Origin of the sequence: Corynebacterium nasicanis (genome assembly GCF_042658165.1) — a bacterium.
Classification (GTDB): Bacteria; Actinomycetota; Actinomycetes; order Mycobacteriales; family Mycobacteriaceae; genus Corynebacterium; species Corynebacterium nasicanis.
In genome coordinates, this window is sequence record NZ_JBHSQE010000001.1 from 48,392 (window position 1) to 73,344 (window position 24,953).

General features: G+C 68.9%; 26 protein-coding genes and 7 tRNA genes. 14 read left to right on the top strand and 19 right to left on the bottom strand.

What is annotated here, in order from left to right:
• Window positions 1-26: 26 nt before the first annotated feature.
• Together ACFPUZ_RS00230 and ACFPUZ_RS00235 are read right to left on the bottom strand one after the other, a co-directional pair.
• Window positions 27-779 carry a YebC/PmpR family DNA-binding transcriptional regulator gene (locus ACFPUZ_RS00230; protein WP_376998687.1) on the bottom strand — a complete coding sequence of 251 codons (753 nt, stop codon included), beginning with the start codon at window positions 777-779 and terminating at the stop codon, window positions 27-29.
• 150 nt (window positions 780-929) lie between these two features.
• Window positions 930-1,787: an acyl-CoA thioesterase gene (locus ACFPUZ_RS00235; protein ID WP_376998689.1), complete on the bottom strand. Its 858-nt coding sequence runs from the start codon at window positions 1,785-1,787 to the stop codon at window positions 930-932.
• A gap of 88 nt (window positions 1,788-1,875) precedes the next feature.
• Between ACFPUZ_RS00235 and ACFPUZ_RS00240 the strand changes: the two genes are divergently transcribed.
• The gene (locus tag ACFPUZ_RS00240) at window positions 1,876-2,388 is read left to right on the top strand and encodes a DUF3817 domain-containing protein (RefSeq protein WP_376998691.1); all 513 of its coding nucleotides are present in this window, start codon (window positions 1,876-1,878) and stop codon (window positions 2,386-2,388) included.
• Between the two features lie 18 nt (window positions 2,389-2,406).
• Here ACFPUZ_RS00240 and pdxS read toward each other — a convergent pair whose 3' ends face one another.
• A complete protein-coding gene (gene pdxS / locus ACFPUZ_RS00245; protein ID WP_376998693.1) occupies window positions 2,407-3,291 on the bottom strand; it encodes a pyridoxal 5'-phosphate synthase lyase subunit PdxS in 885 nt (294 codons plus the stop codon).
• 114 nt (window positions 3,292-3,405) lie between these two features.
• Here pdxS and ACFPUZ_RS00250 point away from each other — a divergent pair, with 114 nt between their 5' ends.
• Window positions 3,406-4,674 (top strand): DUF2029 domain-containing protein, encoded by a 1,269-nt coding sequence (locus tag ACFPUZ_RS00250; RefSeq protein ID WP_376998695.1) that lies wholly within the window; start codon window positions 3,406-3,408, stop codon window positions 4,672-4,674.
• On the opposite strand, the gene ACFPUZ_RS00255 is transcribed toward ACFPUZ_RS00250, so the two are convergent.
• The 10 genes from ACFPUZ_RS00255 to ACFPUZ_RS00300 all read right to left on the bottom strand — a co-directional run bounded on the left by ACFPUZ_RS00255 (window position 4,563) and on the right by ACFPUZ_RS00300 (window position 13,165).
• Window positions 4,563-5,003, bottom strand: a complete 441-nt coding sequence (locus tag ACFPUZ_RS00255; protein WP_376998697.1) for a hypothetical protein — start codon at window positions 5,001-5,003, stop codon at window positions 4,563-4,565. The genes ACFPUZ_RS00250 and ACFPUZ_RS00255 overlap by 112 nt on opposite strands.
• Window positions 5,003-6,073, bottom strand: coding sequence for a glycosyltransferase family 4 protein (locus ACFPUZ_RS00260; RefSeq protein ID WP_376998699.1), 1,071 nt, complete (start codon window positions 6,071-6,073; stop codon window positions 5,003-5,005). Before ACFPUZ_RS00260 ends, ACFPUZ_RS00255 begins: the two co-directional genes overlap by 1 nt.
• Window positions 6,070-6,936: a phosphatidylinositol mannoside acyltransferase gene (locus ACFPUZ_RS00265; protein WP_376998701.1), complete on the bottom strand. Its 867-nt coding sequence runs from the start codon at window positions 6,934-6,936 to the stop codon at window positions 6,070-6,072. Before ACFPUZ_RS00265 ends, ACFPUZ_RS00260 begins: the two co-directional genes overlap by 4 nt.
• The gene (gene pgsA / locus ACFPUZ_RS00270) at window positions 6,933-7,577 is read right to left on the bottom strand and encodes a phosphatidylinositol phosphate synthase (protein ID WP_376998702.1); all 645 of its coding nucleotides are present in this window, start codon (window positions 7,575-7,577) and stop codon (window positions 6,933-6,935) included. Before pgsA ends, ACFPUZ_RS00265 begins: the two co-directional genes overlap by 4 nt.
• Window positions 7,570-8,127, bottom strand: coding sequence for an ATP adenylyltransferase (locus tag ACFPUZ_RS00275; protein WP_376998704.1), 558 nt, complete (start codon window positions 8,125-8,127; stop codon window positions 7,570-7,572). Before ACFPUZ_RS00275 ends, pgsA begins: the two co-directional genes overlap by 8 nt.
• Complete coding sequence (gene thrS / locus ACFPUZ_RS00280) at window positions 8,108-10,165, bottom strand: threonine--tRNA ligase (RefSeq protein ID WP_376998706.1); 2,058 nt, start codon at window positions 10,163-10,165, stop codon at window positions 8,108-8,110. Before thrS ends, ACFPUZ_RS00275 begins: the two co-directional genes overlap by 20 nt.
• 146 nt (window positions 10,166-10,311) lie before the next feature.
• Window positions 10,312-11,559, bottom strand: a complete 1,248-nt coding sequence (locus tag ACFPUZ_RS00285; protein ID WP_376998708.1) for a Dyp-type peroxidase — start codon at window positions 11,557-11,559, stop codon at window positions 10,312-10,314.
• A 45-nt stretch (window positions 11,560-11,604) separates the two neighbouring features.
• Window positions 11,605-12,189 (bottom strand): copper chaperone PCu(A)C, encoded by a 585-nt coding sequence (locus ACFPUZ_RS00290; protein ID WP_376998710.1) that lies wholly within the window; start codon window positions 12,187-12,189, stop codon window positions 11,605-11,607.
• A gap of 2 nt (window positions 12,190-12,191) precedes the next feature.
• Entirely contained in the window at window positions 12,192-12,761 is a 570-nt protein-coding gene (locus ACFPUZ_RS00295; protein WP_376998712.1) for a copper resistance CopC family protein, read from the bottom strand.
• 332 nt (window positions 12,762-13,093) lie between these two features.
• Window positions 13,094-13,165: transfer RNA gene (locus tag ACFPUZ_RS00300), tRNA-Val, on the bottom strand.
• A gap of 203 nt (window positions 13,166-13,368) precedes the next feature.
• On the opposite strand from ACFPUZ_RS00300, the gene ACFPUZ_RS00305 reads away from it, so the two are divergent.
• The 9 genes from ACFPUZ_RS00305 to msrB all read left to right on the top strand — a co-directional run bounded on the left by ACFPUZ_RS00305 (window position 13,369) and on the right by msrB (window position 16,146).
• A tRNA-Gly gene (locus ACFPUZ_RS00305) sits at window positions 13,369-13,441 on the top strand.
• A 36-nt stretch (window positions 13,442-13,477) separates the two neighbouring features.
• Window positions 13,478-13,549, top strand: a tRNA-Val gene (locus tag ACFPUZ_RS00310).
• Window positions 13,550-13,572: 23 nt separating this feature from the next.
• Window positions 13,573-13,645: transfer RNA gene (locus tag ACFPUZ_RS00315), tRNA-Gly, on the top strand.
• A gap of 44 nt (window positions 13,646-13,689) precedes the next feature.
• Window positions 13,690-13,760, top strand: a tRNA-Cys gene (locus ACFPUZ_RS00320).
• A gap of 13 nt (window positions 13,761-13,773) precedes the next feature.
• Window positions 13,774-13,845: transfer RNA gene (locus tag ACFPUZ_RS00325), tRNA-Val, on the top strand.
• A 23-nt stretch (window positions 13,846-13,868) separates the two neighbouring features.
• Window positions 13,869-13,944 (top strand) — tRNA-Gly (locus ACFPUZ_RS00330).
• 49 nt (window positions 13,945-13,993) lie between these two features.
• Window positions 13,994-14,530, top strand: coding sequence for a dihydrofolate reductase family protein (locus tag ACFPUZ_RS00335; protein WP_376998714.1), 537 nt, complete (start codon window positions 13,994-13,996; stop codon window positions 14,528-14,530).
• Between the two features lie 10 nt (window positions 14,531-14,540).
• Window positions 14,541-15,800 (top strand): glycosyltransferase family 87 protein, encoded by a 1,260-nt coding sequence (locus tag ACFPUZ_RS00340; RefSeq protein ID WP_376999926.1) that lies wholly within the window; start codon window positions 14,541-14,543, stop codon window positions 15,798-15,800.
• Complete coding sequence (gene msrB, locus ACFPUZ_RS00345; RefSeq protein ID WP_376998716.1) at window positions 15,745-16,146, top strand: peptide-methionine (R)-S-oxide reductase MsrB; 402 nt, start codon at window positions 15,745-15,747, stop codon at window positions 16,144-16,146. Before ACFPUZ_RS00340 ends, msrB begins: the two co-directional genes overlap by 56 nt.
• 1 nt (window position 16,147) lies before the next feature.
• Here msrB and hemQ read toward each other — a convergent pair whose 3' ends face one another.
• Entirely contained in the window at window positions 16,148-16,816 is a 669-nt protein-coding gene (gene hemQ, locus ACFPUZ_RS00350; protein WP_376999928.1) for a hydrogen peroxide-dependent heme synthase, read from the bottom strand.
• Window positions 16,817-16,969: 153 nt separating this feature from the next.
• Here hemQ and ACFPUZ_RS00355 point away from each other — a divergent pair, with 153 nt between their 5' ends.
• Both ACFPUZ_RS00355 and ACFPUZ_RS00360 read left to right on the top strand, forming a co-directional pair.
• Window positions 16,970-17,560 (top strand): DUF3000 domain-containing protein, encoded by a 591-nt coding sequence (locus ACFPUZ_RS00355; RefSeq protein ID WP_376998718.1) that lies wholly within the window; start codon window positions 16,970-16,972, stop codon window positions 17,558-17,560.
• A 22-nt stretch (window positions 17,561-17,582) separates the two neighbouring features.
• Window positions 17,583-18,785, top strand: coding sequence for an HRDC domain-containing protein (locus ACFPUZ_RS00360; protein ID WP_376998720.1), 1,203 nt, complete (start codon window positions 17,583-17,585; stop codon window positions 18,783-18,785).
• Here ACFPUZ_RS00360 and ACFPUZ_RS00365 read toward each other — a convergent pair.
• The 5 genes from ACFPUZ_RS00365 to dut form a co-directional block, all read right to left on the bottom strand.
• Window positions 18,782-19,918: an HNH endonuclease signature motif containing protein gene (locus tag ACFPUZ_RS00365; RefSeq protein ID WP_376998722.1), complete on the bottom strand. Its 1,137-nt coding sequence runs from the start codon at window positions 19,916-19,918 to the stop codon at window positions 18,782-18,784. The two genes, ACFPUZ_RS00360 and ACFPUZ_RS00365, sit on opposite strands and share 4 nt — an antisense overlap.
• A gap of 96 nt (window positions 19,919-20,014) precedes the next feature.
• Complete coding sequence (dxs, locus tag ACFPUZ_RS00370; RefSeq protein WP_376998724.1) at window positions 20,015-21,910, bottom strand: 1-deoxy-D-xylulose-5-phosphate synthase; 1,896 nt, start codon at window positions 21,908-21,910, stop codon at window positions 20,015-20,017.
• A 61-nt stretch (window positions 21,911-21,971) separates the two neighbouring features.
• A complete protein-coding gene (locus ACFPUZ_RS00375) occupies window positions 21,972-23,144 on the bottom strand; it encodes a class I SAM-dependent RNA methyltransferase (protein WP_376998726.1) in 1,173 nt (390 codons plus the stop codon).
• Window positions 23,145-23,182: 38 nt separating this feature from the next.
• Window positions 23,183-23,878 (bottom strand): DUF3710 domain-containing protein, encoded by a 696-nt coding sequence (locus ACFPUZ_RS00380; RefSeq protein ID WP_376998727.1) that lies wholly within the window; start codon window positions 23,876-23,878, stop codon window positions 23,183-23,185.
• A gap of 52 nt (window positions 23,879-23,930) precedes the next feature.
• Complete coding sequence (gene dut, locus ACFPUZ_RS00385) at window positions 23,931-24,383, bottom strand: dUTP diphosphatase (protein ID WP_376998729.1); 453 nt, start codon at window positions 24,381-24,383, stop codon at window positions 23,931-23,933.
• A gap of 45 nt (window positions 24,384-24,428) precedes the next feature.
• Here dut and ACFPUZ_RS00390 point away from each other — a divergent pair, with 45 nt between their 5' ends.
• Window positions 24,429-24,953 (top strand): DUF3093 domain-containing protein, encoded by a 525-nt coding sequence (locus ACFPUZ_RS00390; protein WP_376998731.1) that lies wholly within the window; start codon window positions 24,429-24,431, stop codon window positions 24,951-24,953.

Below are 24,953 nucleotides of genomic sequence, written 5' to 3' on the forward strand. Positions count from 1 at the left end.
CCCCAGTTATAGCACACACGTCCGAATCACGCGTCGAGGGCGGCGAGGACCTCGTCCGAGAGATCCATGTTGGTGTAGACGTCCTGGACGTCGTCGGAGTCCTCGAGGGCGTCGATAAGCCGGAACATCTTCTTTGCCCCCTCGACATCGAGGGGCACCTCGACCGAGGCCCGGAAGTCCTGGTCGGCCTCGTCGACGGTGATGCCCGCCTCCTCGAGGGCCTCCTTCACGGCCGGCAGGTCGGTGGGGGCGCAGACGACCTCGAACTTCTCGCCGAGATCGTTGACCTCCTCCGCGCCGGCGTCGAGGACCGCCATGAGGACGTCGTCCTCGCTGAGCTCACCCTTGTCCACCAGCACCACGCCGGTGCGGGTGAACAGGTAGGACACGGAACCCGATTCGCCCAGGTTGCCGCCGTTCTTCGACATGGCGGTGCGCACCTCGGTGGCGGCGCGATTGCGGTTGTCGGTGAGGCACTCGATGAGCACGGCCACACCGTTGGGGCCGTAACCCTCGTAGGTGATGTTCTCCCAGTCGGAGCCACCGGCCTCCTCGCCGGCCCCGCGCTTGCGGGCACGCTCGATGTTGTCGTTGGGGACGGAGGCCTTCTTGGCCTTCTTGATCATGTCGTCCAGCGTCGGGTTACCGGCCGGATCGCCACCGCCCATGCGGGCCGCCACCTCAATGGCCTTGATCGCCTTGGCCCACTCCTTGGAGCGCTTGGCGTCGTTCGCCGCCTTCTTGTGCTTGGTGGTCGCCCACTTTGAATGGCCTGCCATCGGTTCCCTTTCTTCCTGCCCTGCTCACCACCGCTCGACCGCGGGGCACAGATCGGGGATCGCACCCCGCAGGAACGGGTAACACCGGGCGAACAGGGACATCACGTCCATTGACCCGTCCGATTATACGCAGGTCGCCCGGCGGGAACGCTAGTCCGAACCCGGCGTCTTCACCGGAATCGACTGCGCACCTTCCCGCAGGGTGCGGGTCAGCCCCTCCTGGGTGACCATCGCGACGAGGTTACCCGCGCGGTCGAAGATCCGGCCGTGGGTGAGTGCGCGGCCGGCGTGGGCGGAGGGCGAGACCTGGTCGTACATGAGCCAGTCGTCGGCACGGAAGGGCCGGAGGAACCACATCGCGTGATCGAGGCTGGCCATCTGCACCCGATGCTCCGGGTGCGGCACCAGGGAGGAATGGAGCAGGGTCATGTCGGACATGTAGGCCAGGGTGCACACGTGGAAGGTGTCGTCGTCGGGAAGCGGCTTCCGCGACCGGAACCACACCACCTGCTGGGAGGGGGTGTATTTGTTGTGCTCGTAGTGCTCCGGGGGGACGACGTGGATCTCCCAGTCGCCCCACTCCTCCAGCAGTGCCCGCGAGGACACGGGCAAGGTGTCCTCCCCGTTGGCGAACTCCTCCGGCATGGGCACGTTCCGCATGACGTCGGAATGCTCCGGGCCGATGTCCCCGCGGGCATGGAAGCTGGCCTGCATGGAGAAGATGGTCTCCCCGTTCTGCACCGCCCTCACCTGACGGGAGGAGAAGCTGCGCCCGTCGCGCAGCCGGTCGACGAGGAATACCGTCGGGTCCGCCGACTTGCCCGCGGCGAGAAAATAGCCGTGCAGGGAGTGCACGGCCTTGCCGGGCTCCACCGTCTCGGTCGCGGCGACGAGGGCCTGCGCGGCCACCTGTCCGCCGAATGTGCGGATCAGTTCCGAGTCCACGGCCGGGCCACGGTAGATGTCGTTGTCGATCTTCTCCAACCCGAGGATGTGCTCGATGTCCATGGTCCGCTACCTTACCCGGCGGAAATCAACCGGACGGTTGAGCCCGCGAGCATGGAGTTTCCGCGCGCGCCCGGTAGGCTCGGCACCCATGACCACGACCACCCGCCCCACCGCGCAGGGGCTCACCCCCGCCCGCTTCCACCGTTTCGCCGCCGCCCTGGAGATGCTGACCTGGGCACTGCTCATCACGGGGATGATCCTCAAGTACTCCGGCACCACGGAGGCCGTCGTGCCGGTGGCCGGCGGCATCCACGGCTTCGGCTTCCTCACGTTCATCGCCATCACGGCGCTGCTGTGGATCAACAACCGCTGGTCCTTCGCCCAGGGCGTTGTGGGCATGGCGGTATCGGTCGTCCCCTTCGCGGCGTGGCCGTTCACCATGTGGGCCGAGCGGAAGGGGCTTCTCGACGGCGACTGGCGTTTCCGCCCCGGCACCGCGGAGGAGCCCCGCACCCTCCCGGAGAAGGTCCTGGCGCAGTTCACCCGCCACCCGGCCCGCTCCGTCCTCATTCTGCTGGCCCTCATCGCGGTGGTGTTCACCATCCTGCTCATGATGGGCCCGCCCTATGACCCGGACGCCATCGCGGGCAGCGTCAGCTAACTCACGCTGCCGGATCGACTACCAGCCGCGCTCGGAGAGGCGGTGCGAGACCGGCAGATCGTCGACGTTGATGCCCACCATGGCCTCCCCCAGGCCGCGGGAGACATCGGCCACGATGGCGGCGTCGGCGTAGTTCTCGGTCGCGGTGACGATCGCCTTGGCCCGCTGCTCCGGGTTGCCGGACTTGAAGATGCCGGAGCCGACGAAGACGCCGTCCGCACCCAGCTGCATCATCATGGCGGCGTCCGCCGGGGTGGCGATTCCGCCGGCGGTGAGCAGCGGCACCGGCAGCTGCCCGGCGCGGGCGACCTCGACGACCAGCTCGTACGGGGCCTGCAGCTCCTTGGCGGCGACGTAGAGCTCGTCCCCCGCCAGGGAGGTCAGCCGCCGGATCTCGGCGCGGATGGTGCGCATGTGGGTGACGGCGTTGGAGACGTCTCCGGTGCCGGCCTCGCCCTTGGAGCGGATCATGGCGGCGCCCTCGTTGATGCGGCGCAGGGCCTCACCGAGGTTGGTCGCGCCACAGACGAAGGGGGTCTCGAAGGCGAACTTGTCGATGTGGTTGGCGTAGTCCGCCGGGGTGAGCACCTCGGATTCGTCGATGAAGTCGACGCCGAGGGACTGCAGAACCTGCGCCTCGACGAAGTGGCCGATGCGCGCCTTGGCCATGACCGGGATGTCCACCGCGGCGATGATGCCGTCGATCATGTCGGGGTCGGACATGCGGGACACGCCGCCCTGGGCGCGGATGTCGGCGGGCACGCGCTCGAGCGCCATGACGGCAACGGCGCCTGCCTCCTGGGCGATGACGGCCTGCTCCGGGGTGACGACATCCATGATGACGCCGCCCTTGAACTGGTCCGCGACTCCGCGCTTCGCCCGACCGGTGGTGTTGGTGCTCACAGTTGATCTGCTCCTGTTCGACAAATTACTTCTTGCCCCCGAAACTTTAGGCCGTCCCCGGGGACGCGGGCCAATCACCCGGGGATTACATGCGCGCGGCGCTACGATGTGGCGGTGCACAAAGTGATGTCGGTACCCGGGGTGTGGCTCGGCTGGATCCTCTCGCGGCTGCTCCTGGGGCGCCTCATCATCGCGGAACCCCATCCCTTCGGGGATGTCCGCTACTACCTGTCCGGCCTCGTCGGCCCGGATCCCACGGCCATGACCGAGTACCCGGACGCGGGCGTGTGGCCGCTGCGGCTCCTCGGGTGGCTGAGCACCACCGACACAACGGCGTTCCTCAGCTGCTTCGTCGTCATGTGCGCGCTTATCGACGCCGCCTTCCTCGCCCTCCTCGTCCGCCACGGCGGACAGCGCCGCTTCGTCGCGGGCTGGTTCTGGGTGTTCTTCGGCCTCGCGACGGGCCACGTCCTGTGGCTGCGCCTGGATCTCATCCCCGGCGTCCTCGTGGCGGGGGCGGCGGCACTGCTGCTCACCCGGCCCGCCGTGGCCTCGGCGGTACTGGCCTGCGCGGCGGCGGTGAAGCTGTGGCCGGCGGTCCTGGCGGCGACCCTCGTCGGCGGGACGTGGCGACGGGTGGGGGTCTTCGCCGCGACCCTCCTCGGCCTGGGCGCGCTCACGTGGCTGACCTCCGGCCGGGAGCGCCTGCTCAGCCCGCTCACCTACCAGGGGGATCGGGGCCTGCAGATCGAGTCGGTGGCGGCCACGCCCTTCCTCGTCGCCGCCCACCGCGATCCGGAGGCCTACTGGCGGGGCTACGCGGCGTCGAAAAGCTTCGAGATCCACGGCCCCGGCACCCACGTGGCCGTCCAGGTGGCGGACGCGGCCATGCTCATCGTCCTGCTCTTCGCGGCGGGCTGGGCGCTCCGGCAGCTGTGGGTCGGGCGGTGGCAGCCGCACGCGGCCATCGCGCTCATGCTGCTGCTCGTGCTCCTGCTCATGGTGAGCAACAAGGTGTTCTCGCCGCAGTACATCGTGTGGATCGGCCCGCTCCTGGCGGTGTGCCTCACCCTGGGCCGTTCCCGCCTGCTCACGGCCATGGCGGTGCTCACGGTGCTGGCGGCGGCATTGGGGCTCTACGTCTACCCCTTCCACTACGACCCGATCTGGGAGGATCCCGCCCACGCCGCCGTCCCCATCGCCATGCTGGCGCTGCGCAACGCCGTCATCGTGGCCATCACCGTCCTGGCGGCCCTGTGGCTGCGGGAGGTTCAGGCACGGTACTCGAAGAACTCGGGCAACGGGGCGGTGCCGCCCAGCCGGAAGGTCCGCACGAGGGGGCGCAACCGCAGCGCCCGGGTGTCGGCGACGGCGTCGTTGTAGAAGCGGTGGGCCAGCTGGACGCGGACCTCGGCGTCGATGAGCTGCGGGGGCAGCTCGAGCGGGGCGAGCGCCTGGCTGAGGTCGCGTTCCAGCGCCATGCGCCGGTCCACTCCCCCGTGGACCAGCGGCACCTCCTCCGCGGCGCCCGCCAGGGCCCGGACCTCCGGGAGCAGTGCCGCGACCACCGCGGCGCGACGGTCGAGGGTGGCCTGGAGGGCGGCGAGGGCGGCGTCGGTACGGATGTGCAGCCGGTTGAGCCGTTGTGCGGTGAAATACGCCCACAGCACCAGCGCCGTCAGCGCGACGGCGAGGAGGATCCACACCACCATCACTCCACCCCCACGGTCGAGCCGTCGGCGACGGTCTCGTAGACGGTGAGCACGTCAGAGGCGACGGTGTCCCAGTCGAAGCGCCGGGCCCGCTGCTCGCCCGCCGCGATGAGGCGGGCGCGGAGGGCGGGGGCGTCGATAAGCGTGCGCAGCTGCTCCCGCAGCGCGGGCGCCGAGCCGGTGCGGAAGAGCAGCGCGGCGTCGTCGGCGACGGCCGCGAAGGCCTCGATGTCGCTGGCCACGACGGCACAGCCGGCCGCCATGGCCTCGACGAGGACGATGCCGAAACTCTCCCCGCCGGTGTTGGGCGCGACGTAGATGTCGGCGCGGCCGAGGATGGCCGCCTTCTCCTCCTCCGACACCCGCCCCACGAAGGTCACGCCCGGGACCTGGCGGGGCCGGCCGCCACCGATGACGGTGACGCGGACCGGGCGCGCGAGGTCGGCGAGGGCGTCGAGAAGAATGTCGAGCCCTTTACGTGGCTCGTCGAGGCGCCCGAGGAACACGATCTCCGGGATCTCCCCCGGGGCGCGGCGGGCGGCGGCGAAACGCGCGGTGTCCACGCCGTTGGGGATGAGCACGGGATCCCCGCCGAGCTGCTCCACCTGCCAGCGCCGCGCCATTTCGGAGACCGCAATGCCGCCCCGGATCTTCTCCAGCGCCGGGCGCAGGAGGGGCCGGGCCAGCTGCAGCATGAAGGAACCCGCGCTGGAGGCGTGGTAGGTGGCCACGATGGGACCGGTGGCCATCCACAGGGCGACCATGGAATAGCTGGGCGAGTTCGGCTCGTGGATGTGCAGGACGTCGAAACGCCCCCGGAGGAGAAAGTCCCGCACCTTCGCCCGTACCGCCGGCCCGAAACTCAGCCGGGCGACGGAACCGTTGTAGCGGATGGGCACGCTGCGCCCCCCGCGGGTGACAAACTCCGGCACCGAGGTTCCCTCCGACGCCGGGCCGAGCACCTCGACGTGGTGGCCCCGCCCGCGCAGCACCTGCGCCAGATCGAGGATGTGGGCCTGCACTCCCCCGGGTTCATCGAAGGAATAGGGGCAGATGATGCCGATCCTCATCGCGGCCCCCGGTCCGCCGGCCACTGCGGTTGCAGCAGGTGCCAGTCCTCCGGGTGCGCGGCGATGCCCGCCGCGAAGTGGTCCGCGATGCGCTGCGTGGTCGCCTCCAGGGTGTCCACCTCCAGCGCCGGGGAGACCTTGAGGCCCCAGCCCTCCTCGGTGAACCAGCAGTGCACGGCGTGCAGCGCCGCGCCGGTGTCCAGCGCCAGCTGCGCCGGGCCGCGGGGGAAGGTGGTGGTCTCGCCGAAGAACTCCACCGGCACGCCTGTGCCCCGCAGGTCCCGCTCCCCCATGAGCGCGATCATGCCGGCGTCTGCCAGCACCTCCCGCAGCCGTTCCATCGGCGGCGGGCCCCCGGTGAGCGGCAGCACCTCAAAGCCGAGGGAGCGGCGATACTCCAGAAACGCCTGGTAGAGCACCTCCGGGCGCAGCCGCTCGGCGACGGTGGTGAAAGGCCCGTGGAAACGCGTGAGATACAGCCCCGCCATGTCCCAGTTGCCGGAGTGCGGCAGCGTGAGGATCACCCCGCGCCCCGCCGCCCGGGAGGCCTCAAGATGCTCGATCCCGGTGGCGCCGGCGGCGAGGCGGGCGCTGAGAAGCGGGTCCGCCTGCATGGCCGGCAACCGGAACGCCTCCCGCCAGTACCGCGCGTAGGAGCGCATCGCGGCGCGCACCAGCTCCCGCGTGACATTCTCCGCGCCGACCACCCGCGTCAGGTTGCGGCGCAGCATGTCCGCGCCGCGGCCCCCGTCGCAGGCGCGGTCGGCCGCCGCGTCGAAGAGCTTCTCGACGACACCCTCCGGCAGATGGCGCACCATCCTCCATCCCGCCAGATAGCCCAGGGCCACCGGATCCACGCTCATCGGATGGCGGCCCCCGGCGGCGGGGCGATGTGCTCCAGCGCCTCCGGGTTGCGCGAGGCGGTGAGCAGGCGTTGGACGATGGTGTACACCGAACCGACGGCGAGCAGGACCAGGGCGACGTCGATGGCGTAGGGCACGCCCAGACCCTGCAGACCCACGCCCAGCAGGCCGATGATGAGGCGTTCCGGGCGCTCGATGAGCCCACCGAGGATGGTGAAACCGCTGGCCTCGCCGCGCGCCTTGACATAGGAGGTCACCTGCGAGGCAATGAGCACCACGAAGGAGGCGACGATGAGGGCCGGGTGGGGCTGGTAGCTGAAGATGAGCCACCACGTGATGGCGGCGAACAGGGCGCCGTCGGTGATGCGGTCGCACGTGGCGTCGAGAGTCGCACCGAAGCGCGTGCCGCCCCCGCGGAGCCGGGCCATCGTGCCGTCGATGAGGTCGAAGGCCGCGAAGATGGCCGAGGCCACCGCCGCAGTGAACAGGTACCCCTGCGGGATGAGCAGCACCGCGATGGCACAGGTCACCACCGCGCCAGCGACCGTGACCACATTCGGGGTCAGGCCGAGGCGGAGCAGGCCGCGCGCCACCGGTTCCACGAGCACCGAGGCGGGGCGCCGACCGCGGGTACTAAGCACCGTCCACCTCCACCCAGGCGGCGGCCAGCAGGGCCCGGGTCTCGCGCAGCAGCTGCGGCAGGACCTTCGTGCCGCCGAGGATGGTGAGGAAGTTCGCGTCCCCCGACCACCGGGGCACGACGTGCATGTGGATGTGGTCGCCCACCGAGCCGCCCGAGGCCTTGCCCAGGTTGAAGCCGACGTTGATGCCCTCCGGGTTGGACACCCGCTTGAGCACCTTCACCGCGGTGGTGACGAAGCCCATGAGCTCCGTCATCTCCTCCGCCGTGAGGTCCTCGAGGTTGGCCACCTGGCGGTACGGGATCACCATGAGGTGACCGGCGTTGTAGGGGTAGAGGTTGAGGATGGCGTAGACCAGCTCCCCGCGCGCCACGATGAGGGATTCCTCGTCGCTGAGCTTCGGCGCCTCCAGGAAGGGGGCGGCGGGCTTGTCCGATCCGGCGGGGCGGTTCTTGATGTAGCCCATCCGGTAGGGCGCCCACAGGCGGGTGAGCGCGTCGGCCTCCCCGACACCGGTGTCGGTGACGGTGCTATCCGCGGCGGGCTGCAAGGGCTGCCTCGCTCGGCTGCTCGTTGACCCGCTCGCCGACCCAGGAGGTGATGAGCTCGATCGCCTCGGCCACCGGCACGCCGTTGACCTGCGTGCCGTCGAGGAACCGGAAGCTCACGGCGTCCGCCTCCACATCTCGCGCGCCGGCCAGGAGCATGAAGGGCACCTTGCCGGTGGTGTGGTTGCGGATCTTCTTCTGCATGCGGTCATCGGAGGTGTCCACGTCGGCGCGGATGCCGCGCTTGCGCAGCTCGGCGGTGACGGCCTCCAGGTGCGGGGCGAAGTCCTCCGCCACCGGAATACCCATGACCTGGTGCGGGGCCAGCCACACCGGGAAAGCACCGGCGTAGTGCTCGAGAAGCACGCCGAAGAAACGCTCGATGGAGCCGAAGAGCGCGCGGTGGATCATGATGGGGCGCTTCTTGGTGCCGTCGTTGGCGGTGTACTCGAGGTCGAAGCGCTCCGGCAGGTTGAAGTCCAGCTGGACGGTGGACATCTGCCAGGTACGGCCGATGGCGTCCTTGGCCTGCACGGAGATCTTCGGGCCGTAGAAGGCCGCGCCCTCCGGGTCCGGGACCAGGGCGAGGCCGGACCGGTCGGCCACGCGCTGGAGGATCTCGGTGGAGCGCTCCCAGATCTCGTCCGAGCCGACGGACTTCTGCGGGTCCCGGGTGGACAGCTCGAGGTAGAAGTCATCGAGGCCGTAGTCCTTGAGCAGGGAGATGATGAACTCCAGGACGGAGGTCAGCTCCGCCTCGAGCTGATCCTCGGTGCAGTAGATGTGGGCGTCATCCTGCGTGAAACCGCGGGCGCGGGTGAGGCCGTGGATGACGCCGGACTTCTCGTAGCGGTAGACCGTGCCGAACTCGAAGAGCCGCAGCGGCAGCTCGCGGTAGGAGCGGCCGCGGGAGGCGAAGATGAGGTTGTGCATCGGGCAGTTCATCGGCTTGGCGTAGTAGTCCACGCCCGGCTTGGTCTCGTTGCCCTCGTCGTCGTACTCCGCGTCAAGCTGCAGCGGGGGGAACATGCCGTCCTTGTAGAAGTCCAGGTGGCCGGACTTCTGGAAGAGGTCCCCCTTGGTGATGTGCGGGGTGTTGACGAAGGAGTAGCCGGCCTCGATGTGGCGACGGCGCGAATGCTCCTCCATCTCCAGGCGGATGATGCCGCCGTTGGGGTGGAAGACCGGGAACCCGGAGCCGATCTCGTCCGGGAAGGAGAACAGGTCCAGCTCGGAGCCCAGGCGGCGGTGGTCGCGCTTCTCGGCCTCGGCCAGCATGTGCTGGTACTCGTCGAGGGCCTCCTTGTCCTCCCAGGCGGTACCGTAGATGCGCTGCAGGTCGGCGTTGTCCTGGTTGCCGCGCCAGTAGGCCGCCGAGGAGCGGGTGATGGCGAAGGCCGGGATGTAGCGGGTGGTGGGCACGTGGGGGCCGCGGCACATGTCGGACCACTCGACCTCGCCGGTGCGCGGGTTGACGTTGTCGTAGGCGGTGAGCGCGCCGGCGCCAATCTCGGTGGCCTCGTCGGAGGTGGGGTCGATGTTGCCCTTGTCGGCGACGAGCTCCAGCTTGAAGGGCTCGGCCGCCAGCTCCTCCGCCGCCGCCTCGGTGGAGGCGTAGGTGCGGCGCTCGAACTTCTGGCCCGACTTGATGATCTTCTTCATCCGCTTCTCAATCGCCTTGAGATCCTCCGGGGTGAAGGGCTCGGCGACCTGGAAGTCGTAGTAGAAGCCGTTGTCGATGGCCGGGCCGATGCCCAGCTTCGTGCCCGGGAACTCGGCCTGGACGGCCTGGGCCAGCACGTGTGCGCAGGAGTGACGGATGACGGAGCGGCCCGCCTCCGAGCTGGCCGGGACCGGCCTGAACTCGGCATCGGTGTCCGGGGTGTGGGACAGGTCGCGGAGGTTGCCCTCGGCGTCCTCGACCACGACGATCGCGTCCGGGCCCTTGTTCGGCAGATCCAGCTCCCGCATCGCGGTGCCGACGGTGGTGCCGGCCGGAACCGTGAAGGACGGGAAGATGGGTGCGGTGGTGTTCACCATGAGTGTGTTGCGCTCCTTAACTTGCGCTCACGCAGGCGGCGGCATACCTGGCCGCTGCCTGCTCTTTCGTGACGGGCACGGCTGCGATCCCCCGGGCTGGCCGGGGCGCAGACGCTTCGCGCAACATACTACCCCGGGGGCAGGTCCTAAGCCTCCAGCAGGCCCTGCCCCCAGTAGGTGTCCCCGCCGGAGCCGTCGGCGCTGGTGCCCGGGGGCATCCAGTAGACCGCGGAACCGATGTGGGTGACCCATTCGTTCATGCGGTCGGCTTCATCGAGACGCTTCTGGATGGGGTCGTACTGCCGCAGCGGATCCTTCTGGAAGCACAGGAACACCAGCCCGGAGTTGGACAGCTGCTCGCTGCCCGGTTCCGGGGCGAGGTCGAAGTTGTAGGGGCGGCGCAGGAGGCGCTGCTCCGGGTGACCTTCGGCGGGCTGGGCGCGGAAGACGTGACTCTGCCGGTCGATGACGGGCAGGCCGAACTTGTCGGTGGCCTCGAAATCGGGGTCATCGAACTCGTCCTCGCCGGTGAGCGGGGCGCCGTTGTCCAGGGTGCGGCCCAGCGCCTCCTCGCGGGAGGGGCGGTCGAGGATCTCCCAGGTGTCCATGTTCATGCTGATACGCCGCATGACCATGGAGGAGGAGCCCCGCATCCACTCCGGGGCGCCCTCGTCAATCCATACCTGCTCGTCGAACTGCTCCTCCTCGCGCGGATTGATGGTCCCGTCGACCTGGCCGAAGAGGTTGCGCGGGGTCTCCCCCGGGGTGTGGGCGCCGTCCGCGCGCAGGAAGCCCTGCTGCATCCACTGCACCCGCGCATAGTCCATGCCGGAGCGCACGAGGTGGCGCGTGGCGTGGGAGGTCATGAGGGGGTCGTCCGAGCAGACCTGGATGACCAGGTCCGTCTGACCCCACTTCTCGTCGAGCTGGTCGAGCGAGTATTCAGGAAGCGGCGCCAGCCAGGCGGGTCGCTTATCGACGGCCCCGATCACCTCGAACACCCGCGGCCCAAAGCCGCACGTGATGGTGATGTTGGCGGGGGCCACGACCAGTTCCGGCTCCAGGCTGCCCAGCGGGGTCTCCCCCGTGCACAGCCGGCGGGAATCCTCCGACCACGAGGTCATGAGGCGGGACACGGCCCCGCGGTCCACCCCGTCGACGAAGTTGAAGCCGATGAGGTTGAGCGTGGCCTGCGCCGGGGTGGCGATGCCCGCCTGGTGTTCCCCGTCGAAGGGGACGATGGCGTCGTACAACCGGGGGGTGTCCCCCACCGGGTCCGGCGTCTCCTGTTGCGCCATGGGGTTTCCGTCCGGGGAGGCGCACGCCACGAGGGCGGCCCCTCCGGCAGTCACCGAGAGCCCGGTGAGGAAGCCACGGCGGGTCAAAGAAGACATGGTTGTTGTCTCACTTCCTGAAAAAGTCGTGCTTGAGGGGTGGTGCTAGTGGGACATCTCGTGGCCCTGGAGGGAGCCGTCGGAGCCGTAGCTCTCCTCGCCGGAGGCGATGGTGCGGACCGGGATGTCCTTGACTTCCTGGGTGGAACCGTCGCCGAACTCGAGGGTGATGGTGACGGTGTCGCCGGCCTCGATCGGCTCGGTGTAGTCCATGAGCATCATGTGGTCGGCGCCCGGCTTGAGCTCGTGGGTGCCGCCGGCGGGGATGACGAAGCCGCCCGGCTTCATCTGCATGACGCCGTCGACGACCTCGTGCAGCTCATGGCGCGGGACGTCGAGCTCGGAGGTGAAGGCGACCAGGTTGATGTCCTCGTCGCTGTTGTTGGTGAAGGTGCCGAAGATGCCGGTCATGTCCTTCTCGGCGGGCTTGGCCTTGATGAAGCCCTCGGTGAAGGTGACCCACTCGGCGTTGTCGCCCTCTGCCGCGGCGGCGGTGGTGGCGGTGCCGGCGGCGGTGGTGGCGGTCTCACCGGCGGTGGTGGCGGTGTCGTCGCCGCTGTCGGTGCAACCGACGAGGGCGAGGGCAGAGACGGCGAGAACAGACAGTGCGATACGGCCTCGGGTGAACATTTCTACTCCTGTGTGTGGTGACGTCCCCGGGCGAGCATCATGACGATGACGCCGAGGATGGCGAGTATGCCCACGCCTGCCAGGACCCACGCGAGCGGTCCCTGCAGCATTCCGGTCTCTTCCGGGGTGGTCTCCGGTGCTGCCTCGTCCACGTCCACGTCCACCGGGGCGGTCTCCCGCTCGCCGGCCACCGTGAAGGTGGTCATGCCGCGGGTGGAGTGACCGTCGGAGGAGGTGATCTGGAAGCCGATCTGGTAGTCACCGGGGCCGGGCTCGACATCCTCCGGCACCGCGAGGCTCACCATGCGACCGTCGATCTCCGGGGCGCCGGAGAAGAGGATCTCCCCGGTGTCGGTGTCGGAGATGGCGAAGGTGTTGAAGTCCTCCTTGACGTAACCGGAGAACTCCATCTCGATGACCCGGGGGAACTCCTCGAGGATCTCCTCGTTGGCGGGGCTGCCGCCGAGGACGACGTCATGGGCCGAGGCCACCGGATTCACCAGCGCCAGGGTGGCGGCCGCAGTGGCCGTCGCGAGCAGGCTCCGGAGGATACGGGGATGTGGCTTCGACACGGGGAGAATCACCCTTCAGGGATCGGGAATGAGGTCAGGGGCATACGATACCCGCACCGTGCGGGCATCAATAGAGCTGTCGCGGTGGTGATGGACATAGTTCCCGGGCGGTCTCGCACGACGGCGATTTCGGGAGGTTTCCACAGAAAGTTGCCGCATCACGCACGGCCGGGGCCTGCAACTATGCCGCCCACCAGGGAAAACTGTGATGCGCAGCACAGCACTCCAACTTCCGATGGATACTCATACCCTACGTGGGTATGATGCGGAACTCAATCTTTCTGCGCATGCGAAAGGCCCCGTCCGAAGAATTCTTCGGACGGGGCCTGCGGTGGTCCTAGCTGGGTTCGAACCAGCGACCTTTCCGGTGTGAACGGAACGCTCTTCCACTGAGCCATAGGACCGTGTGCGCTTTGCAACTCTACACATAACCCGCCGATGACACCTAATCCGCAGGTCAGCGCCGCTTCGGCCGCCGAAATGACAGCGACGTAATTCCCCGGCGGCCCGAAAACGCCCGATTCCGGCCCCCACCTGGCGATTTGTGTTCTGAACATCGTTGAGGATAGAGTTTTGTCTCGCACCACGGCGACAGCCACGGTGCAGTGCGGATGTAGCGCAGTTGGTAGCGCATCACCTTGCCAAGGTGAGGGTCGCGAGTTCGAGTCTCGTCATCCGCTCTCATTTCACCGGGCCAATCGGTATGAAATGAACCCGCGCGATTAGCTCAGCGGGAGAGCGCTTCCCTGACACGGAAGAGGTCACTGGTTCAATCCCAGTATCGCGCACAGAGACCCACAAGGTCTCGTTTGCGGATGTAGCGCAGTTGGTAGCGCATCACCTTGCCAAGGTGAGGGTCGCGAGTTCGAGTCTCGTCATCCGCTCTGGTACCTTCTCACCAAGGTGCCTGCGAGGCGGTAAACGCCACGGTGGAATGGCCGAGTGGTGAGGCAACGGTCTGCAAAACCGTGCACACGGGTTCGATTCCCGTTTCCACCTCTAGTTAGATCCTGCGCGATTAGCTCAGCGGGAGAGCGCTTCCCTGACACGGAAGAGGTCACTGGTTCAATCCCAGTATCGCGCACAGAGACCCTCGTGGTCTTTATTGCGGATGTAGCGCAGTTGGTAGCGCATCACCTTGCCAAGGTGAGGGTCGCGAGTTCGAGTCTCGTCATCCGCTCCACGTCGAAGGGCCGGTCCACCAGGACCGGCCCTTTCGTTACGCTGGGCCCATGCTCGCAGACATCATCGGCCCCGTCACCGACCAGCCCGAGGTCCGCGCCATCGCCGTGTCCTCCCTCACCGGCTCCCTCACCCTCGACGGAACCTCCGGCGCGCTCGGCAACGAGCTCGACCGCGCCCTCCTCCTCGCCCTGCGCGACTGGGCCGATGTCGTCCTCGTCGGGGCGGAGACCGTCCGCGCGGAAGGCTACACGGGCCAGCGCGCCAAACAGCTCGCCGTCCTCACCCGCTCCGGCGACGTCCCGCTTGCCGACGCCCTCCTCCTCACCCCCTCCTCCCCCAGCGAACTCATCGCCGACCTGCACCGACGCGGCTTCCGCCGCATCGTCTGCGAGGGAGGCCCCAGCGTCTTCACCCAGCTTCTCGACGCCCACCTCATCGACATCCTCCACCTCACGGTGGCGCCGGTGCTCGTGGCGCCCGTCGATAAGCACCTGATCACCGCCGGACACCACCGGCTGCACCTGGAACACCACGCGGCGACCGACGACGGTACCCTTTTCCTCCGCTACCGTGCGGTACGGTGATCGCGTGAATGTGACGAGCCTGTGGGTCGCCCGGACCCCCCTGACCGAGCCCACCGACAGACCACTCTCACAACTGGACGTGGTCGGACGTGCCGTGGCCTGGCCGCTGGCGCTCGCGCTCGTGCTGCACCGCATCTTCGTCCTCGCGCTCAACGGCTCCGTCACCGACGACTTCACCACCGTCTGGTCGGCCGTCCGCCGCTCCCTCGACGGGGTGCCCGTCTACAACGAGGTCTACCACCACGTCGACCCGCACTACCTCTACAACCCCGGCGCCACCCTGCTGCTCAGCCCGCTGGGCTGGCTCAGCGAGCACGATGCGGCCCGCACCGCCTTCATCATCGCCAACGCCCTGGCGATCATCGCCGCCCTCGGCCTGCTGACGCGCATGTTCGGCCAGCCGCTGCGCGGGGTCGTCTGGCCCGCGTCGATAGCGCTGGCGTTTCTCACCGAGGCCGTGCGCAACACGCTCATCTTCTCCAACATCAACGGCCTGCTGCTGCTCGCCCTCGTCGGCTACCTGGCGCTGCTGCTGCGCGGCCGCAGCTGGGCGGCCGGCCTCGTCATCGGCCTGGCGATCCTCATCAAACCCCAGTTCGCGCCCCTGCTCTTCCTGCCCGCCGTCAAGCTCGACTGGCGCGCGGTGGTCGGCGGGCTGGCCGTCCCCGTCGGCTTCAACCTCCTCGCCTGGCCGCTCGTCCCGGGCGCCGACGACTACCTCACGCGCCTGGTGCCCTATCTCTCCGAGGTCCGCGACTACGCCAACTCCTCCCTCGCCGGCGCCGCCGTCTACTTCGGCATGCCGCCGATACTGGAGAACGCCCTGTGGCTGCTCTTCGCCGCCCTCGTCGGCATCGGCGTCATCGTCCTACTGCGCTGGCGCTACACCGACCCCCTCCTGTGGGCGACAACCACCACCGGACTGCTCATGACCGGCGTGTTCTTCCTGTCCTCGCTGGGGCAGATGTACTACTCGATGATGCTCTTCCCCCTGCTGTTCACCGTCCTCCAGCGCACCAGCGTCCTCCACGCCTGGCCCGCCTGGGTGGCCGCCTTCCTCTTCCTCACCCCGGATTCCTTCCATTCCTGGCGCGAGGTCGACCTCACCCGCTGGCTCGACTTCTTCCACCCCACGCTCGGCTGGGCGCTGCTCATCGTCGTCATCACCACGCGCGCCCTCGTCTGGTGGCGGGCGGAATCAGTAGACTTCTCCCATGACCGACTTCAAGCTGATCAGCGACGACGAATGGCGCCAGCGCCTCAGCCCTGAGGAATTCCACGTCCTCCGCCGCGCCGGCACCGAACCACCCCACATCGGCGAATACACCGACACCACCACGGAAGGCGTCTACGCCTGCCGGGCGTGCGGCGCCGAACTGTTCCGATCCACCGAGAAGTTCGACAGCCACTGCGGGTGGCCGTCCTTCTTCTCCCCCCTCGCCGGGGACCGCATCATCGAACGCCGCGACACCTCGCACGGCATGGTCCGCGTCGAGGTGCTGTGCGCGGCCTGCGAGTCCCACCTCGGCCACGTCTTCGAGGGTGAGGGCTATGACACCCCCACCGACCTGCGTTACTGCATCAACTCGATCTCCCTGACACTGCGGGAGGAGTAGGTCACGGCAGGATCGCCGCGACCTCACCGATGTCCGCCACGCGACGTCCGGAGAAGAACGGGGTCTCCTCCCGCACGTGCAGGCGGGCGTCGGTGTAGCGCATCTTGTGCATGAGGTCGACGATGCGGTGCAGTTCCGGACCCTCGAAGGCCAGCATCCACTCGTAGTCGCCGAGGGCGAAGGCTGGGACGGTGTTGGCGCGGACATCCGGGAAGTCCCGGGCGGCCTGGCCGTGCTCGGCGAGGATGCGGCGGCGCTCCTTGGGGTCGAGCAGGTACCACTCGTAGGAACGCACGAAGGGGTAGACGGTGATCCACGCCTCCGCGTCCTCCCCCATGATGAAGGACGGCAGGTGCGAGCGGTTGAACTCCGCCGGGCGGTGCAGGCCGGTGCCGATCCACGTCGACTCCAGCAGCTGGCCGAGCACCGTGGTGCGACGGAAGCCCTGGTAGGCGGCCTGCAGGTCCTCGAACTGCTCGGCGTGCCACCACACCATGATGTCGGCCTCGGCGTTGATGCCGGAGACATCGTAGATGCCGCGGACGACGACCTTGCCGGCGGCCTCCAGGCCGTCGAAGAAGGCGCGGGCCTCGGCGATGATGTCGTCCCGCTCGGTGCCCAGCGCACCCGGAATGGCGCGGAAGGTGACGAACTGGGTGTAGCGCTGCATGCTGTTGAGCTCGTCAAAGTTCAGTTTGCTCACGAAATCCTCTTTCTACGGTGGGGAGGCGACGCTATCCATCATAAGTTGGATGACCCCGCCGGGGGCAACCCACGGCGCGCCTCCCCCGCCGCACACACACCCCTGGTTAGTTTTGAGGACGTGTTCACCCCAGACGCTTCCGACACCACGACGCCCGACGCGGGCACTCCGGCCGTCTTCACGCAGGCCGTCGAATCGATGCACGCGGCGCAGCTACGTGGCGAGATCACCCTCGGCACCATCCGCCCGCCGCAGCGCCTGGCACCGTTCAGCCACGCCATCGGTCTCGAGGTCGAGCGCACCTGGGACGAGGCGGCCACCGACGGTGACGCCTTCGGACGCCTCATCCTCCTCCACGATCCGGGTGCCGAGGAGGCCTGGGAGGGCGCCATGCGTCTCGTCGCCTACATCCAGGCCGACATGGACCATGAGGTCGCCTCCGACCCGCTGCTTCCCGACGTCGCGTGGGAGTGGCTCACCGAGGGCCTCGCCGGCGCGGGCGCCGACCACACCAACCTCGGTGGCACCGTCACCGCCACCGCCTCCGTCCGCTTCGGGGAGATCGGCGGGCCGCCGCGCGCCCACCAGCTGGAGATGCGCGCCTCCTGGACCGCCTCCGACCTCGACCTCGCCCCCCACGTCGAGGCGTTCTCCCGCGTCCTGGCCAACGTCGCCGGCCTGCCCCCGGAGGGCGTCGCACGCCTCGGTTAGGGCTGGTTTAAGCTTGGGATCCATGACGGCCCTGACCACGCCCCGCGACGGCACCCCCCGCGTCCTCTCGACGCCCGGTGACTTCGCCGCGGCCGCCTCCGCACTGGCGGCGGGGCAGGGTCCGCTGGCCATCGACACGGAGCGCGCCTCCGCCTTCCGTTACGACGACCGCGCCTTCCTCGTCCAGATCCGCCGCCGCGGGGTGGGCACCTTCCTCCTCGACCCCGAGGGACACCGCCGGGACTTCACCCGCGCCCTGGCGCCGGTGCTCAACGGCGAGGACTGGATCATCCACGCCGCCCCCTCGGATCTGCCTTCCCTGGCGTGGCTGGGCCTCTATCCCGGTTCGCTCTTCGACACCGAGATGGCGGGCCGGTTGGCCGGTTTCGACCACGTCAACCTCGCGTCGATGATCGAGATGCTTTTCGACGTCCACCTCGCCAAAGGCCACGGCGCCGAGGACTGGTCCCTGCGCCCCCTGCCCGCCGAGTGGCTCGCCTACGCGGCCCTCGACGTCGAGCTGCTCCTCGAGCTCGGTGACACCATGGCCGAGATCCTCGACGCGCAGGGCAAGTTGGACTGGGCCTCCCAGGAGTTCGAGCACATCCGCTCCGGGCACGCCGACATCACCGGCCCCACCGATTCGACGTGGCGCACCATGAAGGGCGTCTCCTCCCTCACCCGACCCGAGCAGCTCGCCGTGGCCCGCGAACTGTGGATGGCCCGAGAGTCCATCGCCGTCGCCGACGACCGCGCCGTCTCCCGCGTCCTCCCGACGAAGGTCCTCATCGAGGTCGCCCGCGCCCTGCCCCGCAACGCCGCCGCTTTGGCCCGCGTCCGCGGCTTCCCGGCCCGCCGCCGCTCGGCGGTGCGCTTCTGGGGCGAGGTGGTCGACCGCGCCCTCGCCTCACCCCCGCGCACGTGGCCGAAACGCGAGTTCACCCCGCGCGGGGTCCCCTCCCGACAGGCGTGGGCCAACGAGTTCCCCGAGTCCTTCGCCCGCTTCTCCGCGGCACGGGAGCTTCTCGACGCCCTCTCCCTCGACCTCGCCATCCCCACCGAGAACATCCTCAAGCCCGCCACCCTGCGGTCCGTCGCGTGGAGTTCCACGGTCGACCGCGAGGTCCGCTCCCCTCTCGACGTCCCGGATCTCCTCCGGGACCATCAGGCCCGGGACTGGCAGATCGAGCTGACGCTGCCGATTCTCAGCGAGACCCTGTTTTAGGCGTTGTTGAGGAGCCCCATGGCGGAGAGTTTCCGGATGGGGTGGATGTTGGCCCGTGGTGGCCCGCCATCCGGTGGGTGATGCAACACCCCACCCGGGTGGCGTTCCAGCCGGCCGTGGCGGGGAGGGGCGTCCGGGTCATCATCATTACGCGCGTTATGCACCTTGCAGGCCATCGACATGTTCTTGATGTTGGTCTCCCCACCCTCCTTCCAGGCCTCCAGGTGATGCACCTGGCAGAAATCCGCCGCCGTGGTACACCCCGGCACGGGGCAGAGGATCGTCTCCGCGGCCAGCAGCATGCGCTGCTTGAAAGTGGCACTGCGTTGGTCCCGGTAGAGATCCACCGGGCCTTCGACGGGGTCGTAGATCCCGACGAACCCGTGGGTGGCCATCTCATGGGCCACCAGCTCCGCACCGGTGATGGCGGTGCCATCAGTCAGGCCGAAGACCGTGTCATCCCCCTCCCGGCGTAAGACCTTGGCGTAGTCGGGTACGGCCATGACGACATGCGGGGCCAAGGGCTGGTTGCTGGCCTTCCCAGTGCTGCCCATGATGTGGGTGTAGAGGGCATCGGCCATGGCCTGCTCGTGGCTTAGTCCCTTATCCGCGGCCCGCAACGCGGTAGCCGTCGGGGTGAGGTGGGACAGCATCGCGGCGATCTCGCGTTCGGGGCGGGTGACGGTGAAGGTCCGCATGCCGTGGCCGTCGGTGTTCTTGCCCCCACGCAACGCGCGTTTGCCGTAGGCCTTCGCCGCGGCGTCCTTCACCGTGCGGTTGAGGTCGCGCACCCGGGTGGCTGCGGCCCGGTCGATCTCCGCGACGGTGCCCCGCAAACCACACAGCTGCACGCGCAGTTCCTCCACCGTCATTGATGCGCCCCGGAGGAGGGAACGGAGGTGTTTTTCGATGACGATCACCGCGTCCAGCGACAACTCCGCGGCCGCCACCCGGGCCGCCTGCTGGAGTTTCTTGTACCTGGTGGCCCCGTAGTAGGTGAAAGCCAGCTTCTCCCACAACAACGCATCGCGGACCCCGAGGGCATCGAGCTGCGCGCGGGTGACCGCCTGGGAGGAGAGCTCCTCCAGGACGGTCATGGCCCTAAGGGCTGCCAGCGCGTCGAGGGTGTTCATGCCCCGGACACTAAACCGGAAACACGCAGGCGTCGAGAAGCACGCACCGCGGCCTGTGGACAACTACCACTTATCCACAGAAACCCCGCCTCGCCGCTACTCCCCGCTTGACAAAGCCTCCAGCCACCCCTCCACCGAGGAGAGGATGCCCGCGTGGTCGAGGCCGACCTCGGCGAGGAGCTCGGAACGCGAGCAGTGCAGGGGGAACACCGAGGGGAAGCCCAGGTGACGCAGCGGGGTATCCACCTCGGCCGCGGAGAGGACCTCCCCGATGAGGGAGCCGACGCCACCGCGGATGATGCCGTCCTCGATGACGACGACAAGGTCGTGGTCGTCGGCCAGGCCGACGAGGGAGGCGGCGACGGGGACGATCCAGCGCGGGTCGACGACGGTGACGTTGACGCCCTGCTCCTCCAGCGCGGCGGCCACCGTCAGGGCGACCCCGGCGAAGGCGCCGACGGCCACGAGGAGCACGTCGAGGGCATCGTCGTCGGCGTCGCTGTAGTGGAGGATGTCGACTCCGTCGGCGAGCTGCATGAGGGCGGGGATCTCCTCGGGGAGCGCGCCCTTGGGGTAACGGATGACGGAGGGGCCGTCGGGGATCTCGAGGCAGGCGTCGAAAAGCTCGCGGAGCTGGGCGCCGTCGCGGGGGGCGGCGACCCGGATGCCGGGGACGATGCTGCTCAGCGCCATGTCCCACACGCCGTTGTGGGAGGCGCCGTCGGGGCCGGTGACGCCGGCGCGGTCGAGGACGAAGGTGACGGGCAGGTGGAGGAGCCCGACGTCCATGAGCATCTGGTCGAAGGCGCGGTTGAGGAATGTCGAGTAGATCGCCACGACAGGGTGCTTGCCCGCCAGCGCCAGGCCGGCCGCGGAGGTGACGGCGTGCTGCTCGGCGATGCCGACGTCGAAGAAGCGCGCGGGGTAGGCCTCGGCGAAGGCGGCCAGTCCGGTGGGACCAGCCATGGCGGCGGTGATGGCGACGATGTCCTCGCGTCGCTCGGCGGCGTCGAGCACCGCGGTGGTGAACACCGAGGTCCAGTCGGGCTTCGCCTGGCTGAGCGCCGCGCCGGTGAGGGGGTCGATGATGCCGGTGGCGTGCATCTGATCGGCGACGTCGTTGACGGCGGGCCCGTAGCCGTGGCCCTTCTCGGTGACGGCGTGGACGATGATGGGGCCCTGGTAGTCACGCGCGTAGGTCAGAGCGTGGAGGAGGGATTTCAAGTCGTGACCCTTGACGGGGCCGACGTACTTCATGCCCAGCTCGGGGAACATCTCGGTGGGGATGAGCTGGGATTTCACGCCCTCCTTGAAGGCGGCGAGGGCCTCGAAGGTGCGCTCCCCGACCCAGCCCATGGATTTCAGGGTCTTCTTGCCGTGCTCCATGATCTCGTCGTAGGAGCGTTCCATGCGCAGGCGGGCGAGGTTGTCGGCGAAGCCGCCGATGGTCGGCGAGTAGGAGCGGCCGTTGTCGTTGACGACGATGACCACGTTGCGCTCGTGCCCGGAGGCGATGTTGTTGAGCGCCTCCCAGCACATGCCGCCGGTGAGCGCGCCGTCGCCGACGACGGCGACGACGTTGCGGTCGAGCCCGGACATCTCGAAGGCCTTGGCCATGCCGTCGGCGTAGGACAGGGCGGCGGAGGCGTGGGAGGACTCGGTCCAGTCGTGCTCGGATTCACCGCGGGCGGTGTAGCCGGAGATGCCGCCCTTCTGGCGCAGGGTGTCGAAGTCCCCGGCCCGCCCGGTGAGGATCTTGTGCACGTAGGACTGGTGGGAGGTGTCGAAGATGATGGGGTCGGCGGGCGAGTCGAAGATCTGGTGCAGGGCGATCGTCAGCTCGACGACGCCGAGGTTGGGACCCAGGTGGCCGCCGGTCGCGGAAACCTTCTCCACGAGCAGCTGCCGGATCTCCTCCGCGAGTTCCTCCAGCTGCGGCAGGGTGAGAGCCTTGAGGTCCGCGGGTGACGACAGTCCACTGAGAATACCCATTGTTGTCTGCTCGACTCCTCACCTTGTCCGACTGGTTCCGATCATCTTACCCGGCGCTGATTCAGCGGGACAGTTCCGCCATGACCTCGAAGTGATGCGTGCCGGGGAACGCGTTGAGCACCGCGAGACGGGTGAGCCGGTAGCCGGCCTCGCCCCAGGCGGCGACGTCGCGGGAGAAGGTCGCGGGGTCGCAGCCGACGTGGATGACGCGCTCCGGGTTCTGGGCCGCGATCCCGGCGACGACCTCGGCCCCGGCGCCGGTGCGCGGCGGGTCGAGCACGACGACGCGCGGGGCGGGCAGGGTGCCGATGGCCTTCTCGACGAGTTTGTTGTGCGTCTCCAGCCGGTAGTCCGCGAGCGATTCCTGGCGCAGCTTCCCGGCCGCCGGGGAGTAGTCGACGGAGTGGATGACCCCGCCTACCGCCGCGGCCAGGGCCGGCACGAAGAGGCCGACGCCGCCGTAGAGGTCCCAGCCGGCGCCCTCCCCCGCAGGCAGGTCCGCCAGCCACTCGCGCACGAGGGCGGTGTAGGCGTCGGGGGCGGCGACATGCGCCTGCCAGAAGGCGGTGGCCGGGAAGCGGAAGGTGTGGCCGTCGGCCTCCTCGGTGACGGTGCCGGTGCCCTCCAGCACCTGCTGCACCTTCTCCACCCGGCGTCCGCGCGGGGCGCGGCGCGTCTCCACCACATGGCGCTGACCGGTGGTATCGAGGACGGCGACGATCTCCGCGCCCGGGGTGTAGGTGCGGTCGAGGAGGTCGTCGATAAGCCCCGGAACGACCTGCGTGCATGGCACGGAGATGATGTCGTGGGAGCCCTGCGCCCGGAAACCGGCGCGGCCCTGCTTATCGACGCCCAACCGCACCCGCGTCCGCCAGCCCCGCACGGGCGGGAGGGGATGCAGCTCCGGCACGGGCGGCTGCGCCACCCGTCCCAGGCGCGTGAGCTGGCTGAGGAGGATGTCGGCCTTGAGGCCGGTCTCGGCCTCCGGGTCGAGGTCACCGAAGTCGCAGCAGCCGGCCCCGGCGGCGGCCGCCGGGCAGGCCTGCGCGACGCGCAGCGGCCCGGCCGTGACGACGTCGGTGACCTCGGCGCGGGCGAAACGCTTCTTGTCCTGGGTGATGGTCACGGTGACGGTGTCGCCGGGGTAGGCGCCGCGCACGAACACGACCCGCCCGTCGAGCTCCGCGATGCCTTCACCGCCGTGCGCCATACGGGTGATCTCAAGGTCGGTCACGGGCTGCTCCTGGGTTGGGGAAGACGAAGTGATTGACCCTACACGCCGGTCGGGGCGCCGTTGCCGCCGGCCCGCTGCTGCATGGCCTGCTGCACCTGCTCGACCAGCTGCTTCGGCAGCACGACGGGCAGGGAGTTGCCGGCCAGGATGGGGTCGGAGCCGCGGTAGACGAAGGTCCGGGCGGTGATTTCGCGGGCCAGGTCGCGCATCCCCTCGGCCTTCTCGTGCGGGGCGGTGGTGGTCATGCGCAGCATCCAGCGCGGACCCTCCACGCCGATGACGCGGATCTTGCCGTGCTCGCCCTGGCCGATGATCTCCGGGCCCCACGGGCCCTGCTCGACATCGGCCTCGAGGCCGTCGCCGACCATGCCCTGGGTGATCTGCTCGCCCGCCTCCGACCACTGGCCGGCGGAGTTGGGGGCGGCGAAGGCGACGGGGGTGATGCGGCCGAATTCGGTGACGATGTGCACCATCTTCGGACCCTGCTCCCCCATCTCCACCTGGACCTGGGAGTTCTTCGGCAGCGGGATCCGCATCGAGCCGAGGTCGAGGATGCCGAGGGAGAAATCGGAGAAGTCGAACTCCGTGATGTCGACCGTGTCCCCGTCGAAGGGGCCGGTGTCGCCGTCGACGGTGGTCTCCTGCGGCTCGACGTCCACAGGAACCTCCGGCGTCACGTCCTGGTAGGTGGACTCCGCTTCTTCCTGCTTCTTACCGAACGGCCACATCGCCATGTTCCATCGTCTCCTCGGGGTGGTGGTGTCCCGTCCACTGTACTAGCGGCCGCTACACCCCGGTGGAACCGTGGCCCCCCGCCCCACGCTCGGTGTCCCCGAGGTCGGCGACCTCGACGAAGTCCACCAGCTCCACCCGCTGGACCAGCAACTGGGCGATGCGCATGCCGCGGGTGATCTCGACCGGGGTCTGCGGGTCCAGGTTGATGAGGCTCACCTTGATCTCCCCGCGGTAATCGGCGTCGACGGTGCCGGGGGCGTTGACGATGCTCAGGCCCTGCTTCGCGGCCAGCCCGGAGCGCGGGTGGATGAGGCCGACGGTGCCCAGCGGCAGGGCGAGGGCGATGCCCGTGCCGACGAGCCGGCGCTCCCCGGGGGCGAGGGTGAGATCCTCGGTGCTGTGCAGATCGACGCCCGCATCACCCCGGTGGGCGCGGACGGGCAGGGGCAGGTCCGGGTCGAGGCGCTTGATCGGGACCGGGCTGAATTCACTCGTGTACGTCACGGGGACCAATCTAGGCCATCGATTGATGGGTTAGAGTGGTGAATCGTGAGTGACACCGGTTCTGCCTCTTCCGCCGCCCCCCGCATCCTCTTCCGCGAGCGTCAGTGGGTGCCGCTCTACTGGTGGGCCCTGGCGGCGTTTCTCGTGGTCCTGACGGCGCTGCAGCTGTACCAGAACCGCACCATCGCGTGGCTCATCGTGCCGCTCATCGTGCTCTCGGCGGTCGCGGTGTGGATCCTGCTCAGCTGGTCCTCGACGGTGCTTACCGTGGAGGCCGACCCCGACGGCACCCGCTGGCTGTCGGTGAAGTCGGCGAACCTCCCCCATGATGTCGTCTCCCGTTCCCTCGCCGTGCCCGCCACGGCGAAGCGCAACGCGATGGGTCGCCAGCTCGACCCGGCGGCCTTCGTCGTCTCCCACGGCTGGATCCCCGAGATGGTCATGCTCGTGCTCGACGATCCGGCGGACTCCACCCCCTACTGGCTGGTGAGCACCCGCCGCCCCGAGGAGCTGCTCCGGGCCTTCCTGCCGGAGCAGACGGACACCTCCCTGGCCCACCTGGAGAAGTAG